Source organism: Arthrobacter sp. 8AJ, assembly GCF_902506025.1.
In the GTDB taxonomy this organism is placed as follows: domain Bacteria; phylum Actinomycetota; class Actinomycetes; order Actinomycetales; family Micrococcaceae; genus Arthrobacter.
The window spans coordinates 1,593,609-1,607,909 of sequence record NZ_LR733289.1 but is presented as its reverse complement, the minus strand read 5'-3'; the positions used below and the strand labels follow the sequence as shown (position 1 = coordinate 1,607,909).

The 14,301-nt window shown below is 64.0% G+C and carries 10 protein-coding genes; 5 read left to right on the top strand and 5 right to left on the bottom strand.

All coding sequences use genetic code 11. The features are described 5' to 3' along the window. Positions 1–22: 22 nt before the first annotated feature. Together BACI349Y_RS07455 and BACI349Y_RS07450 are read left to right on the top strand one after the other, a co-directional pair. Complete coding sequence (locus BACI349Y_RS07455; RefSeq protein WP_159631572.1) at positions 23–1,003, top strand: substrate-binding domain-containing protein; 981 nt, start codon at positions 23–25, stop codon at positions 1,001–1,003. Continuing rightward, positions 1,000–2,697, top strand: a complete 1,698-nt coding sequence (locus BACI349Y_RS07450; protein ID WP_159631571.1) for a DUF2142 domain-containing protein — start codon at positions 1,000–1,002, stop codon at positions 2,695–2,697. Before BACI349Y_RS07455 ends, BACI349Y_RS07450 begins: the two co-directional genes overlap by 4 nt. Positions 2,698–2,948: 251 nt before the next feature. Here the strand turns inward: BACI349Y_RS07450 and BACI349Y_RS07445 are convergent, their stop codons facing one another. After that, positions 2,949–3,425, bottom strand: a complete 477-nt coding sequence (locus BACI349Y_RS07445; protein WP_236560761.1) for a GtrA family protein — start codon at positions 3,423–3,425, stop codon at positions 2,949–2,951. Positions 3,426–3,527: 102 nt separating this feature from the next. Between BACI349Y_RS07445 and BACI349Y_RS07440 the strand changes: the two genes are divergently transcribed. Further along, positions 3,528–5,084 (top strand): DUF2142 domain-containing protein, encoded by a 1,557-nt coding sequence (locus BACI349Y_RS07440; RefSeq protein WP_236560760.1) that lies wholly within the window; start codon positions 3,528–3,530, stop codon positions 5,082–5,084. Positions 5,085–5,151: 67 nt separating this feature from the next. Here BACI349Y_RS07440 and BACI349Y_RS07435 read toward each other — a convergent pair whose 3' ends face one another. From BACI349Y_RS07435 to BACI349Y_RS07425, 3 genes are all read right to left on the bottom strand, one after another. Then, positions 5,152–7,122 carry a glycosyltransferase gene (locus BACI349Y_RS07435; protein ID WP_159631569.1) on the bottom strand — a complete coding sequence of 657 codons (1,971 nt, stop codon included), beginning with the start codon at positions 7,120–7,122 and terminating at the stop codon, positions 5,152–5,154. Further along, positions 7,119–8,306, bottom strand: a complete 1,188-nt coding sequence (gene glf, locus BACI349Y_RS07430; RefSeq protein WP_159631568.1) for a UDP-galactopyranose mutase — start codon at positions 8,304–8,306, stop codon at positions 7,119–7,121. The genes BACI349Y_RS07435 and glf overlap by 4 nt, the downstream gene beginning before the upstream one ends. 123 nt (positions 8,307–8,429) lie before the next feature. Next, on the bottom strand, positions 8,430–9,014 hold the full coding sequence (locus BACI349Y_RS07425) for an acyltransferase (RefSeq protein ID WP_236560757.1): 585 nt from the start codon (positions 9,012–9,014) through the stop codon (positions 8,430–8,432). 181 nt (positions 9,015–9,195) lie between these two features. On the opposite strand from BACI349Y_RS07425, the gene BACI349Y_RS07420 reads away from it, so the two are divergent. Next, a complete protein-coding gene (locus tag BACI349Y_RS07420; RefSeq protein WP_159631566.1) occupies positions 9,196–13,275 on the top strand; it encodes an FtsK/SpoIIIE domain-containing protein in 4,080 nt (1,359 codons plus the stop codon). A gap of 57 nt (positions 13,276–13,332) precedes the next feature. Here the strand turns inward: BACI349Y_RS07420 and BACI349Y_RS07415 are convergent, their stop codons facing one another. Further along, positions 13,333–13,821: a hypothetical protein gene (locus BACI349Y_RS07415; protein ID WP_442858400.1), complete on the bottom strand. Its 489-nt coding sequence runs from the start codon at positions 13,819–13,821 to the stop codon at positions 13,333–13,335. Positions 13,822–14,050: 229 nt separating this feature from the next. Here BACI349Y_RS07415 and BACI349Y_RS07410 point away from each other — a divergent pair, with 229 nt between their 5' ends. After that, complete coding sequence (locus tag BACI349Y_RS07410; protein WP_003804966.1) at positions 14,051–14,299, top strand: WhiB family transcriptional regulator; 249 nt, start codon at positions 14,051–14,053, stop codon at positions 14,297–14,299. Positions 14,300–14,301 lie beyond the last annotated feature (2 nt).

The window sequence follows — 14,301 nt, the reverse complement described above, 5'->3', positions numbered from 1 at the left end:
GCCCTTGTCCGCATGCGCAACCATGCCGCCGGGGACAATCGAGGGTGCCCTGACCGGAATTGGAAGCAATGCCGGCCAGGGAGCTGTCAGTGCGTGGGGCCTCGCATGGGGCAGCTCCGTGAAGGGAACCTACGTCAGCTACTCCCCCGACGGGTCCGCGGCAGGCCTGAAAGCGTTCCAGGACGGGCAGTCACAGTTCGCTGTTGGTTCCGCCCCGCTCCCGGAAACCGAGGCTTCCGCGGTCCGGGGAATGTGCACATCCAAGGGTGCCATGTCCCTGGCTGCCGGTGTCCTGCCCGTGGGCGTCGCCGTCAAGCTCAAGGGCGTCAACGACCTCATCCTGGACGCCAAAACCCTTGCACAGATCCTGCAGGGGGGCATCACTCGCTGGAACAACCCCAAAATAGCGGCACTGAATCCGGAGACCACCCTTCCGGACGTAGCCATCACGGTTCTGGTACAGGAGGGGCCCTCGGATACTGTCCGCCCGGTCAATTCCTACCTCAAGGACGCGGGAACTGACTGGAACGCGCCCGCCGAAGACAGGTGGCCGGGCAGTGTCAAAGGTCAAGTCCAGTCTCCCCCATTGGATCTCGCGAACAAGCTGGACGACACCAACGGAGGCCTGTCAATCCTTGATGGAAGCATCATCGGAAACAGGTTTGTCGCTGCCCAGCTCGTCTTCGACGGCAAGCCCCGGCGGCTCCAGGCATCCTCAGTGGTCGACGCCGTGTCCACCGGTAACGTAGCCGCGTCATCAAGGGCAGTCACCCAAGCACTCGATGGGCGCTCGGGTTATGGCCTGGGCACCGTTATCTACATGTACATGTGCAGGGAGTACACCGACGACCATATGGGCCGGCTGGCCCGCTCATTCGCTGAAAGCGCACTCAGCGAAGAAGCACAGAAGAACGCGAACGCATTCGCCTTCGTCATGTCGCCAAGCAAGAAGGCGGTGAACGAAGGTCGCGCCCTCGTCAATGCAATTGGAGACGGACAGTGAGTTTATTCCTAAGAAGTGTTCGCGCGCGTTCCCTTCCCCGGCCCCTTCCCACCTTCGCGCTCCTGACTGGGATCTTCTTCCTGCTGTTTGGCCTGTGGTCCCTGGCAACACCCTTGATGGGCGTCCCCGACGAACCGGCCCACACCATCAAAGCGGCAGCCGTGGTCCGGGGCCAGGTCCTGGTTGAGGACGGCACATCATTTGGCCATGGCGTCCACGTCCGCGTTCCCAACTACATCGCCAGTCTCCATGCCCAGAGCTGCTACAAGTTCAACAGGGCGCAGGCAGCCGACTGCGCAGCGCCCATCTACGTGGACGATACGTTCACGAACATCGGTGTCACATCCGCAGGCTCCTACAACCCGATGTACTACTGGATAGTAGGGCTTCCCACCCTGTTCATGTCCGGCGCCCCCGCAATCTATGGCATGCGCCTGGTCAGCGCGCTCCTGTGCGCCGTGTTCTTCGCCGCTGGGTTCACAGCCTTGACTGAGCTGAGGCGGCCAAAGTACGCCGTCCTTGTCGCAGCCCTTGCGATGACGCCCATGGTTCTGTTCCTCGGCGGAGGCATCAACCCCAACTCGTTGGAGATTGCCGCCACAATGGCTGCCTTCTCAGGTTTCGTCGTCGTCCTTGACAACCGACGGGGCACCAAGCGTGTCTTGCCCGCCCTGGCCACCGTCGCGGCCGCGACGGTGGTGCTGGCCAATGCCCGGCAAATATCGCTGGTGTGGCTGCTGTGCGCCCTCGTCGTAGGGGTTTGCTCCTTCCGGCTCCGCAGGGTCGTAACCGTCTTCAGCGACCGGCGGGTCCTTACCGCCGTAGCACTGGCAGTTCCGGGGGCCCTGCTGGGCCTGCTGTGGATGTACATCGCGGCGAACGGCCCCGCCAACGTCGGAGTTGCTCCTGAGGGTATTGCCAGCCCGCACCCCGACGCTCCCCTCTACAGGGGCTTCATGATCATGCTTGACCAGACCTACGACTTCTTCCCGCAATACATCGGAACCATGGGCTGGCTGGACACGCCGGTCCCCGAACTGGTTGCCCTTGTGTGGGGCGGCCTCATGATTGCAGGGCTCGTGGTCCCCTTCTGCGTCCGCCCGCTGCGGAACTGGACGGGTTACTGGGTGGCGCTGGCCATGCTGTACCTGGTCCCGGCGCTCCTGCAAACCGCGCTGTGGCGCGGGATGGGATTCATCTGGCAGGGCCGCTACACGCTTCCGTTGGTGGTGGTTCTGTTCATCAGTGTGGGCCTTGGCCTGCGGAAGCTGCGGTTTCCCGGCGGCCCCCTGGCATTGCGCATTTCCAGGGTCTTCTTTTGGCTCATCGTTGGGTGCCACACGCTCGCCTTTGTCTATGTTCTGCGCCGCTACGTCGTCGGCATCAGCGAAATAGCCAACTGGCAAACACTGTTTTCGTCACCGCACTGGCAGCCGCCCCTGGGCTGGCTGCCTCTGACCGTCCTGTACCTGCTCGTGACGGCGGTCGGAGCCCTGCTCCTCTTCCGGTACCTCCACCCAGGAAGTCCCCTGGTGAAGGGAACTTTGTCCCGGAAGGGCGGAGCCCAACACAACTCAAGCCGGGCTGCAGATACAACGCAAGAAGTTGTTGGTCGGGAGCCTGCGCCGTCAGGTGCACCTGCTGCGGCTGAAGCGCAGATGAGCGCTGGCGAGAGACTGCGGCAGGGAAAATAGACTGACCCGGGGCCACCCGGCGGGTCCGAGGGACTTTACCTTCGGGGCACCCCCGGGCCGCCCGTTGTCAACGGAGTACCCTGCAGACAGCCTGCCCGGCATCGAACGGCGGGCAGGCAGTCTTGCGGGCGGCCGGACTGAGGCGGGGGCAGGCGTCCAGCCAGCCGGTCCTCTACAGAGTGGTTAAGCCCGGCGGAATAGTCGGGCCGGCGGGCGTGGGTGGAAGCCTGAAGCGCACCACCCGCGTTGCCTTATGAGCGGGTCTCTTCCGGTGAACGCCGGAAAATCCAGTGCCGGTACAGGAAGTAATTCCACGCCGTCGTAAGGATGGTGGCAGCTGTCTTGCCGATGACGTAGGTCCAGCCGACGGCGTCAAACCCAGTGACGATGAGGTCGCTGATCACGATGTTGACGATGACCAGCAGGATGTACTTCAGCGCGCTGATGCTGCCACTGTTGTTGGCGCGGAACGTGAACAGGCGCTGCAGGAGGAAGTTGAAGACCAGGCTCACGATAAACGCGATGGGAGTCGCTATCCACAGCGGGACATCGAAAATTTCGTGGAGGATGGCCAACAGCCCGAGGTCCAGGGCAAACGAAACGCCGCCAACAAGCAGGAACCTGACCACCGGGTGCCGGTAAAGCCCCATCACCATTCCCGGAACAGCTGGAGCAGCTTCGACGGGGGTTTCCGGTGATGAAGACGTGCCTGACGGCGGTGTTGGCATGGGTGGGTGATCCTCTCATGGTTGCGGAGTGTTCAGCCTCTGCACAGCCCGCCTCCAAGTATCCTTAAAGCTATCATGCCGTATTCCACTCGCTCCTTGCCCATGCCCAAAATCAGGACTGCCGGCCCGCGCCGCCTCCCGCCGTCGCCCCTCCGGGTCCTCATCGTTGCTTGGCTGATTTTCGGCTCCATTGGCAGCGTCTGGAGCTTCGCGTCCCCCCTGATGTCCGTCCCTGACGAACCCGCGCACGCCATCAAGGCCGCTGCGGTGGCCAGGGGGCAACTTATGGGTACGGGATCGGGAGTGCAGGGCGATCCGTTGGTTGTCCAGGTCCCGGGATACATTGCGAACCTGAATGTCCGCAGTTGCTTTGCCCAGCACTCGAACATCACCGCGGACTGCGCCAAGCCGGTTGACGCAACGGACCGCGGCTGGACCGCAGGAAAGACGTCCGCCGGAAACTACAATCCTGTCTATTACGCGATCGTCGGCATGGGAAGCCGGGGCCTCAGTGGTGAGCCGGCAATCTACGCCATGAGAATCATCAGCAGCTGGCTCGTCGGGTTCTTCCTGGCAGCAATCTTCACGGCCGCCTTCTCGCTTCGCCACTTCAGGCGGCCTGTCATCGCCGCCGCTGTTGCCCTGACGCCGGCGGTGTTCTTCCTCTCCGGTTCCATTAACCCCAATGCTCTGGAAATAGCAACCACCGGCGCCGTCTTCCTCAGCCTGTGCGCCGTCTTTGAACAGGTGGCCGGCAGGACATCACTGCAACGGCTCCCGCTGGTTCTCCTTACCCTGTCCGCATCGCTCCTGGCGCACACCCGTCCGCTTTCTCTGCTGTGGCTGGCGCTTGCTGCGATCGCAGCCGTGCTGTGCTACGGCTTCGGGACGCTTATGAAGACCCTGGCCCAGCGCGGCTTCCAGATCGCCATGGGCATCATTGCGTTGTCGTGCGTGTTCGCTCTGTGGTGGGTCTTCGCCGCCAGGAGCTTTGACAGCCTTCTTGCGGGCGCACCGATGCGGGCAGAAGATGCGGCCGTCGCCATGCTGGATAAGACGGTGTTCTTCATGGTCGAGTACGTCGGTGTCCTCGGCTGGATCGACACCATGCCCCCGCCGGGCACCCTTTACACCTGGGTACTCGGATTCGGCGCCCTGCTGTTTCTCGCCTACACAGCCCGCCCCGTGCGCGGCCGCTGGGTCATGGCCCTGCTCACGGTCACAGTCATCGCCGTGCCCACCGCGCTCCAGGCAAGTTCGAGTGAGAAGCTCGGCTGGATCTGGCAGGGCCGCTACGCACTCGCCATGGTGGTGACCTTGATCCTGGCAGCCGGGGTAACCACGCGGTTCCGCCAGTTCCGCATCACACCGTGGACCAAGTCCATGATCCGCTGGGGCCTGGTCCTGGGCGTCCTCGCCCACACGTACATCTTCCTGGAGGGACTGCGGCGGTACACCATCGGCATTCAGGACCACGTCAACTGGACTGAAATGTTTGATCCCCGCTGGCAGCCGCCGCTGACCTGGCAGGGCCTCGCCGTCATTTACATGGCACTTCTGGCGGCCGGTGCCGTGTGCCTGTACCGCCTGCTCACGGTGAAACCTGCAGGGTCCAGCCTGCCGCGTGCACATGCAGTCTCCGCTGGGGAGCGGGCCTGAGCCCCATCTGGAACGCGAAACGGCTGCCGGATGTGAATCCGGCAGCCGTTTCGTTGTTTAAGTGCAGCTACCCGTCCCCGTGGAAGGTTTTCCGCCACGCCTCCATGGATACCAGGTCCGCAAGCGCTGCGCGGTAGTCCGCCGCTAAGGCGTCCCAGTTTTTATAGAGCGCCGCGTGCTGAAGAGCGGACTGGCCCAGCATGGCTTTCAGCTTTTTTGGGTCGCGTTTATACCAGGAGGCGGCTGTTCCCTCGGCGTTGGATACTACGACGGAATCAAACTGCGCCGTACGGAACCACCTGTTGTCGACGTGGGCAAGGTAAGCCTGCGGGCGTTCGAGCGAAGCCGGGGATGGCTGCTTAAGCAACTGCCGGGCCACTGTCGTCAGGCCCCACTTGACCATGTCCTTCTTCGCGGGCATCTGGCTGTCGGCCTGCCCCGAAAGTCCTGTCCCGAGGGAAGGTGCAGGAAAATCGTCAACATCTTCACGCAGCTGTGCATCGGGGAAGGAGTCCCGCATCTTGTTGATGCTGGCCAGCTTGGTGGCGAGGGACGGATGCAGGTGGGAGGGACCGGTCATCAGGTCCGACCTCGCCGTCAGCCGGTTCTGCACCGTGAAGTACTGCAGCGAGACGAGGTGCTTTACGTCTTCCTGGAAAGATTCCCGCAATACGGAGCCGCCCTTCGGTTGGGGGCTGTGGAGGAGGGCGGTTATCAGGCGGTTCCGGTTATGGAAATATGCCTGCCAGCCAACCAGGTCGTCTTTGTCAATCCATGAGATATGCCAGAGCGCTGCGCCGGGCAACGATACGGTCCGGTAGCCGGCGGCCCGGGCGCGCAGCCCGTACTCCGAGTCGTCCCATTTGATGAACAAAGGCAGCGGAAGGCCGATGTCGCGTATGACGGAAGTGGGTATCAGGCACATCCACCAACCGTTGTAGTCGACGTCGACGCGCCTGTGCAGCCACGGCGTCTGCCGGAGGTTCGACACACTGAAGTCGTGCCGCATCTGCATGTCCTGGTGTGGCTGGCTGGGCGAAAACCGCCGGGAATCAATCGTTTCGCCCATTGAATACAGCGTGCTGCGGCTGTACAGGTCGAACATGTGGCCGCCGACGATGGTGGGCTTACGGCAGCGGCCGGAGAACGCCATCATTCGCAGGATGCTTTCCGGCTCCATCACAACGTCGTCGTCAAGGAGCAGAACGTAATCGCTGCCGTTTTCAACAGCTTCATACATTCCGCGGGCGAATCCTCCGGAACCACCCAGGTTCGCCTGGTCGATCACTCGAAGCTTGGGACCGATGCTGGCTGCGACTTCAGCGAAGCCGGGTTGGTCAGCCACCTTTACGGTGCCCTGGTCAACTATAAGTACTTCCCGGGCCACCTCGAGCGCTTCCGGGTGTTCTGCCAGTGCACGGATGTTGGCAAGGCAGAAGTCCGGCTTGTTCATTGTGGTGATCTGAATGGTCGCTGTTTCAAGGGGGCGCTCTGCGGGAGCCCCTTCCCAGCGGGCCTCACCGAGGATAAGGTCACCCCGGCTTGAGGCCAGGTCGAACCAATACCACCCGCCGTCGCCAAAGGGTTTGATGGAAAGATTGAACTCTGTTCGTGAGTCGCCCTCGACCCTCGTGCCATCCACGCGTTGAATGGTGCCGCGCGCGTTCGATTTGTAGACGGTGATGGATCCGTGGCCGGACGTCTCGACCACCAGGCGAACCTCGCGCAGGTGTGTCCACCTCCGCCAGTAGCTGGCGGGAAACGCGTTGAAATACGTTCCCAGCGAGATTTGCTCCCCTGAACGCACGCGGAGGGAGAACCGGGACAGCAGGTCGTCGAAGTGCACCTCCCGCTGGCTGGATCCCACAAGTTGCAGCTTGTCCTCTGCCCGTTTGGGATTCCGGGCCGACTCATCGCTTTCCCGGAAACGTATCCCTGTTGCCGGGCCGGGGTCCGCATAGAGCGACATCGTGTCGACTCTGGATTCCGGCGGGAATATCACCCGCTGGAGTGTCGCCCAGCCCGGCGAACCGCTCATGCGTCCACGCCTCCGCTTTCCAGCTTCACGCCGCTTTCGAAGTGCGGCCTGATCTTGTTGTCGAACATGCTCAGCGCGGACCCGATGGCCATGTGCATGTCCAGGTACTTGTAGGTGCCGAGGCGGCCGCCAAACAGGACATCCTTCTCCGCGTTGGCGAGGTCGCGGTACTTGAGCAGCCGCTCCCTGTCCGCCGAGGTGTTGACCGGGTAGTAGGGCTCATCGCCCTTCTCCGCAAAGCGCGAGAACTCGCGCATGACGACAGTCTTCTCACTCTGGTAGTCGCGCTCAGGGTGGAAGTGGCGGGGTTCGATGATGCGGGTGTAGGGGACGTCGTCGTCGTTGTAGTTCACAACGGACGTGCCCTGGAAGTCGCCCACCTCAAGGACTTCTTCTTCGAAGTCGATGGTGCGCCAGGACAAGTCGCCCTCGGCGTAGTCGAAGTAGCGGTCAACCGGGCCGGTGTAAACAACGGGGATGTTGCCCACCACTTTGTTCTTGCTGTACTCGTGGGACTCATCGAAGAAGTCGGTGTTGAGCCGCACCTCGATGTTGGGGTGCTCCGCCATCTTCTCGATCCAGGCGGTGTAGCCGTTGGTGGGCAGCCCCTCGTACTTGTCGTTGAAGTACCGGTTGTCGTAGTTGTAGCGCACGGGCAGCCGGGAGATGATGCCGGCCGGCAGGTCCTTGGGATCCGTCTGCCACTGCTTGCCGGTGTAGTGCTTGATGAAAGCCTCGTACAGTGGGCGGCCGATCAGCTGGATGCCCTTGTCGTTCAGGTTCTGGGGGTCGGTTCCCGCCAGCTCGCCGGCCTGCTCCTGGATGAGGTCCCGTGCCTGGCCGGGTGTGAGGTTGGCCCGGAAGAACTGGTTGATCGTGGCCAGGTTGATCGGCAGCGAATAGACCTCGCCTTTATGGACGCCGTAGACCTTGTGCACGTAGTCGGTGAAGGTGGTGAACCTGTTGACGTACTCCCACACGCGTTCGTTGGAGGTGTGGAAAAGGTGGGCACCATACCGGTGGATCTCGATTCCGGTCTGTTCTTCCTTTTCGCTGTACGCGTTGCCTCCGATGTGGTGACGGCGGTCGATGACGACGACCTTCAGGCCGAGCTCGGTGGCGGCCTGTTCTGCGATTGTCAGGCCAAAAAAGCCGGACCCTACGATGACGAGGTCAGCGGTCACAAAATCTCCTGGTTCGAATGCGGGCAGCGCAAAGGCGTGCATTGTCTGCTGCTCCAGCCTACCCGAGGGACCGCAGGGCCCGTCGAATCAGCCTGCCCGCTGTGAGCTGGTGCACACGTCGTTTCAGGCAGGGCGCAGCACTCCGCCGCCCTCCAGGTAGGTGTCCCCCGTTTCCGGGCAGATCCACTGCCTGCCCTCCTGCAGGAGAGGCTTGCCCGCCTTCCCGACCCATCCGATTCGTCGCGCGGGGACTCCCGCCATCAGGGCAAAGTCCGGCACGTCCTTGGTGACGACGGCGCCTGCCGCCACCATGGCCCACGCACCGACCGTCACGGGTGCTATGCAGACGGCGCGGGCGCCGATGGCTGCTCCCTGCCGGATGGTGACGCCCACTTTGTCCCAGTCATCCTCCGTCTTCAGGCTGCCCTCCGGTGTCACCGCACGGGGAAAGACGTCGTTGGTCAGGACCACCGCCGGGCCGATGAACACTCCCGCCTCCAAAACTGCCGGCTCGTACACCAGTGCGTAGTTCTGGACCTTGCAGTTCTCCCCCAGGACCACGCCAGGGCCAATATAGGCGCCGCGGCCGACAACGCAGTTCTCCCCCAGGCGCGCTGCCTCCCTGATCTGGGCAAGGTGCCACACCTTGCTGCCTGCGCCTATGCGGGCTCCGGCGTCGACGTCCGCACTGTCAGCGATCGTGTTCAAAAGGGACTCCTTCGCTGCTGTCGGACCGCCTGGCCCGGTCCAGGGTGTAGTGATCCTAACCGGGCTGCCGCCTTCCGGGGAGGCCGGAAACCACACGTTTATCCACATAGGCCGTGAAACGCCTGCCGGGCGCGGCGTGCCCTGGCTAGCGTGTGGCTACATGCACGAAGGATCCCAAGCGATGACACTCAACTGCACACTGGTTGGCGGCCCGGGATCATCACCGGACCAGCCGCCCGTGGAACTGTCCATTAGCGCCCCGGCCGGCACGCCAGGCGAGATGATCCACGAGCAGCTGGTCCGGAAGTTCCGTACGGGCGCCGTCACCGTAGATGGGAAGGACCTGCGTTGTGTGGCCTTCGGAGTACCCCCGCTAATAGAGGCCGCGATCCTTGTCGACGGCGGCCCCGTCCCGTCAACCCGGCGGCCGCGGCGCCGGCCGTCCCCTGAAGCCGCGGCTCCCCTGGCTCTTGCCGTCGACAGCGGCGCCGCCGCGGGGACGGTCGTTCCGTTGCGGCGCGGCAGATACAGCATCGGCCGAAGCGGAACGCGGATAGTCATCCCGGACCCGGAGTTGTCGCGTAAACACGCGCGGGTTGTGGTCACGGACACCGACATCCTGTTGATCGACTTGGACAGTGCCAACGGCACCTATGTTGACGGCGAAAGGATCCGGACCAAGGTCATCTCCACGGATTCCAGCATCAGATGTGGGCAATCGACCCTGTCGCTGATATTTGCAGACCCGCCAGGGCGGGCACTTGCTGACGCCGGCCAGTCCGTGACGGAGCCCATTGTCGTACCCGCCCGCGTTGACGCCGGAAACCGGGCAGCACTCGTTCTCACCGCGGTTCTCCCACTGGCAGCCGGGGTGCTGCTGGCCGTACTCACGGGGATGTGGATGTTCCTTGCCTTCTCCGCCGCTTCCGCATGCGCCGTCCTCGTTCCTGCTGCCAGCGGACGGCGGCAGAGACGGGACCTGTCCGCTGCCCTGGAGTCCGCGGTGAAGGAAGACAGGGAACGACGACGGCGGAGTGCACCGCCCCTGTCCCTCGTCGCCTTGACAGCACCCCGGGGCAAGAAGACGTCCGGTCCCGGCTCCGGCGAAGGCGTCTGGTTGCGGCTGGGCCAGGCAGAGCAGGCGGCCAACGTCCGGATTGAACCGGCAGGCGCCGGTCCCGCCGTTCCACCGGCAGGGGCGGTCCCCCTGGTCCTGGACCCGGACCGCGGACTCACCACCATTGGCGGTCCGCGGTCCGCCACTGACGGCGCCATCCGGTCCATACTCATGCAACTGGGTGGGTATCCGCGCGCAGGCACAACTCACGTGCTGGTTCATGGAAAGCCGGGAAGCCTGCCACTCGCCGCCCGGTATCTGCCCAGGGTGACTCTCACTGCCACACCACACGCAGCCCTCAGTGTGGTGACCAGCGGTCATCCGCACGGCTGCGAGCGCGCCGTCCTGCTGATTCGAGGGGAAAGCGCTGAAGGGGCAGCTGATAACTCAATACGGGATGCAGCGATTCGACACGGATGGCAGGTGCTCCACTTCCGGCCGGAAGAGGGGGAATGGCCCACACCGGATGTCTTTCTTTCCGAGCGCAGGTCTGTCCTCCTCGAGGATTCTTGCGAGACCTTCTTTGTTCCCGATCTGGTGCCGGAGGATGTCTTCAGCGGTTTCTGCCGGAGCATGGCAGGCGCTCCGCGGCAAGGCACGATGGAAGCGGGATCCGTTCCCGCCACCTGCAGCCTCGGCGAGGTCCTGCCGTTGACGCCTGCAGCCACAGCTGACCGTTGGGGCTCCAGCGGGCAAAAGGACGGGCTGGCCGTACCCTTGGGCCTCGGTGCGGCAGGAACCAAGACCGTGGATCTGCACCACGACGGGCCCCACCTGCTGGTGGCGGGCACCACAGGCTCCGGGAAATCGGAACTGCTCCGCAGCCTTACGCTCGCACTCGCCCTCAGCTATCCGCCCGAGCGGGTCAACTTCTTCCTGATCGACTTCAAGGGCGGCTCGGGGCTTGGTCCGCTGAGTGACCTCGTCCACTGTGTAGGACTGCAGACCGACCTTTCCAGCTCCGAAATGGAACGGACACTGACCTCGCTCCGGGCCGAACTGCAACTCCGGGAGCAATGCCTTGCTGCGGCCCGGGTCCCGGACCTTTCCGCGTACCGCTCCACCAAGGCGGCGGAGGACTTTGTGCTCCCCCACCTGGTCATTGTCATCGACGAGTTCAGGATGCTGGTGGAGGATGCGCCGGAGGTGCTTCGTGAGCTGCTGCGCATAGCGTCCATCGGGCGTTCCTTGGGGATCCACCTGATCATGGCAACGCAGAGGCCGCAGGGAGCGCTGACAGCGGACATCCGCGCCAACGTTACGTCCAGCATCGCCCTTCGTGTGCAATCCGACATGGAGTCGGTTGATGTGGTCAATTGCAGGAGCGCTGCGGCCATCAGTGTGGACGCACCTGGCCGGGCGTTCCTGGCCCGTGGGACGGAGGCCGCCGAGGAGTTCCAGGGTGCGTCAATGGCCGTGGCGGCGGGAGGTGACTCATGTCCTGTGGTTGTCCACCGGACGATCGATTTTCTGGCGGGCCAGGTTACCGGGCCCGGTAAGGCGCCAGCCTCTGTGCCAACTCCGGCGGAGGCTGTGGAACCCTTGGCGGCCATGGTGCGGAACCTCTGCACCCAGCAGGAGAAGCAGGTCCCGAGGAAGCCCGTCGCCCCTCCGCTGCCGGCGGATCTGGAAGTACCCGCCTCCGGTGGTCAGTCCCCCTGCTCTGCCGTTCCCGGTTCGCGGCCGCTGGAACCCGTCAACTTGTCGGGTGAAGTCCGCCTCGGCCTCATGGACGTGCCCGAACAGCAACGGGTGGAAGCCCTGGCGTGGAGTCCTGCCCGCCACAGCCACGCAGCATTTATCGGCAACCCTGCGTCCGGTGCCGGGGCGGCCTTGGAGCTGGCTGTCCACACATTGATGACCCGTGGCAGTGAATCCCACTTTTACATACTGGACGCCACAGGAGCTCTCCTCGCACTGGCCAGTGCCGGCCGGGTGGGAGCACTGGCCGGACTGGATGATCTGCGGCGTGGAGTTCGGATTCTGGAGCGGCTTGTCCGGGAGCTGGGTCAGCGGCGGAGCCATCCAGCCTCCGGGAAGGTGCCTCTTGTTGTCGTCGTCTCCGGCTGGGGGTCCTGGGTGTCGGCTTTGCGTGCGGGACCGCTCGCATGGGCTGAGGACCTGGTCCATGACCTGGTCCGTGACGGCGCCCAGGCAGGGATAACGCTGCTGCTCTCCGGCGAGCGGGAGCTTGTCACTGCCAGGTTCTTCGGCGCCGTTCCCAACCGATTCTATTTTCCAGCAGGTTCCACCGAGGAGGGCCGTGCCATGTGGCCGCGAATGCCCTCGGTACCCGCCATTGAAGGGAGGGCTGTTGCCTTCGGCCCGGTTTCCAACGGCGGTCCGGCTGCCTGCCAGTTCTACCGGAGCCCGGCGCCGAATGTCCGGGGCAAAAGCGGCGCCGGATATCCGGGTGCCTCGCTGCGGCCATTCCGGCTGGAACCCCTCCCCGAGCACATCACCGTGATGGAGGTGGCAGCAGTGGCGGCACGGGCACTCCGGCTGGGTCCATCAGCCGACGCCCAGCCAGGCCGGGAACCAGCCACCGTCGGTCATCAGCCGGGGCGGCCCACAACCCCCGTGAGGCAACGGGATGTCCTCCTCGGAGTGGCCGGGGATGAGCTCGCCGCAGCGTCCTTCCGCATTCCGGCCAGCGGGGTAGTTGCGGTGCTTGGCAAACCCGGAAGCGGCAAGAGCAATACCCTGCGCGCGTTGGAGGAACTCAACCCCGGCCAACTGTGGTGCGCACATGAAGGGCCGCCCCAGGACGCAGAGCGTTTTTGGGCAGATATGCTCCTGCAGGCGGGGACTGGTTCGTTGCCGCGGGAGGCACTGCTGCTGGTTGACGACATCGACCAGCTCGCCCCTTCGGCACTGAGGGACGTGGGCCAACTACATGCCCTTGGCCATTCCCTGGTGGTAACCGCTGGTTACAGTCCTGCGCTTCTCCATCGTGTCCCGCTCCTCATGAATGCAAGGTCATCCGGCGTCGGGATACTGCTAGGCCCGCGTTCGATCGCTGACGGCGACCTTTTCGGGATACGGTTCGACGTCGAGTCCAATCCCCCGCCGGGACGTGCTGCCCTCATCACCGGCGGCCGCGCCGTCCCCCTCCAGGTGGCGGGGGCTGGAGCAGGTCGGTGACCGGCCCGCGGCCCAGGAAGCGCACAGGGTCAGCCACGAATCGGGGACGGTCCAGCCTCAGAGGGCCGGCGGTGCACTCCCTGTGCGCGAGGCATGGCTGACAACCTTGTTGGTAAACAGGAGAACAATGGCGGTGACGGCAGGGACCAGCATCGCCAGGCCGGCCAGGACCAGGCCGCTGGTCACCGTGGGCACCCCGATCGTGAGGACGAATAGCTGGGCGACCAGCGCGGCCGCCCTGGTCCACCGGTAGCCCCGGTAGAGGAAGACTGCCACTGCGTACAGCCACGCCGAAAAAGCCAGCAGGAGTCCCAAAGTGAAGACCGCACCCCAGAAGGACAGGACCGGGCTGCCGCTGAACAACTCGTAGGCATACCAGCCTGCCGCCGCCAGGAGCGCAGTGGCCTCGGCAGCCACAACCACGGCAATGACTTTGGCGGCTGCGGGCACCGGGTCCGGCCGCCCGTTGGTCCCCCGGTCGGGGACGCCGCCGGGTTGGTCGGAAGAGGATGGGGTACCTGCTGGGTCTACCGGGGGTCTTGACACACTGGCACCCTACCGGACATAGTCGGACACTGGTGAGGGCCGGAGCCGCCACTGTGATGCATCGCTCAGGTTTCATGGGATATCAGGCGTTATTACCCCTTGTTTACACAGCGTTAACATGACAGGCTTGATGCAGATGACCAAGGGGGCCCAGAGGGCCCTTTTCCTTTGTAGCCACTAGTGAATAATTTCACAAAGGCACTTCCCAGAAATGGAGCAACTGATCAGCATGGATTGGCGTAACCGCGCAGCGTGCCTCGACAAGGACCCGGAATTGTTCTTCCCCGTCGGGAATACAGGACCGGCCCTCCTGCAGATCGAGGAAGCAAAGAGCGTCTGCCGCCGGTGCCCCGTGGTCGACACCTGCCTGCAGTGGGCGCTTGAGTCCGGCCAGGACGCCGGAGTCTGGGGTGGCATGAGCGAAGACGAGCGCCGCGCCCTGAAGCGGCGCGCCGCCCGCGCACGCCGCGCCTCCTAGGA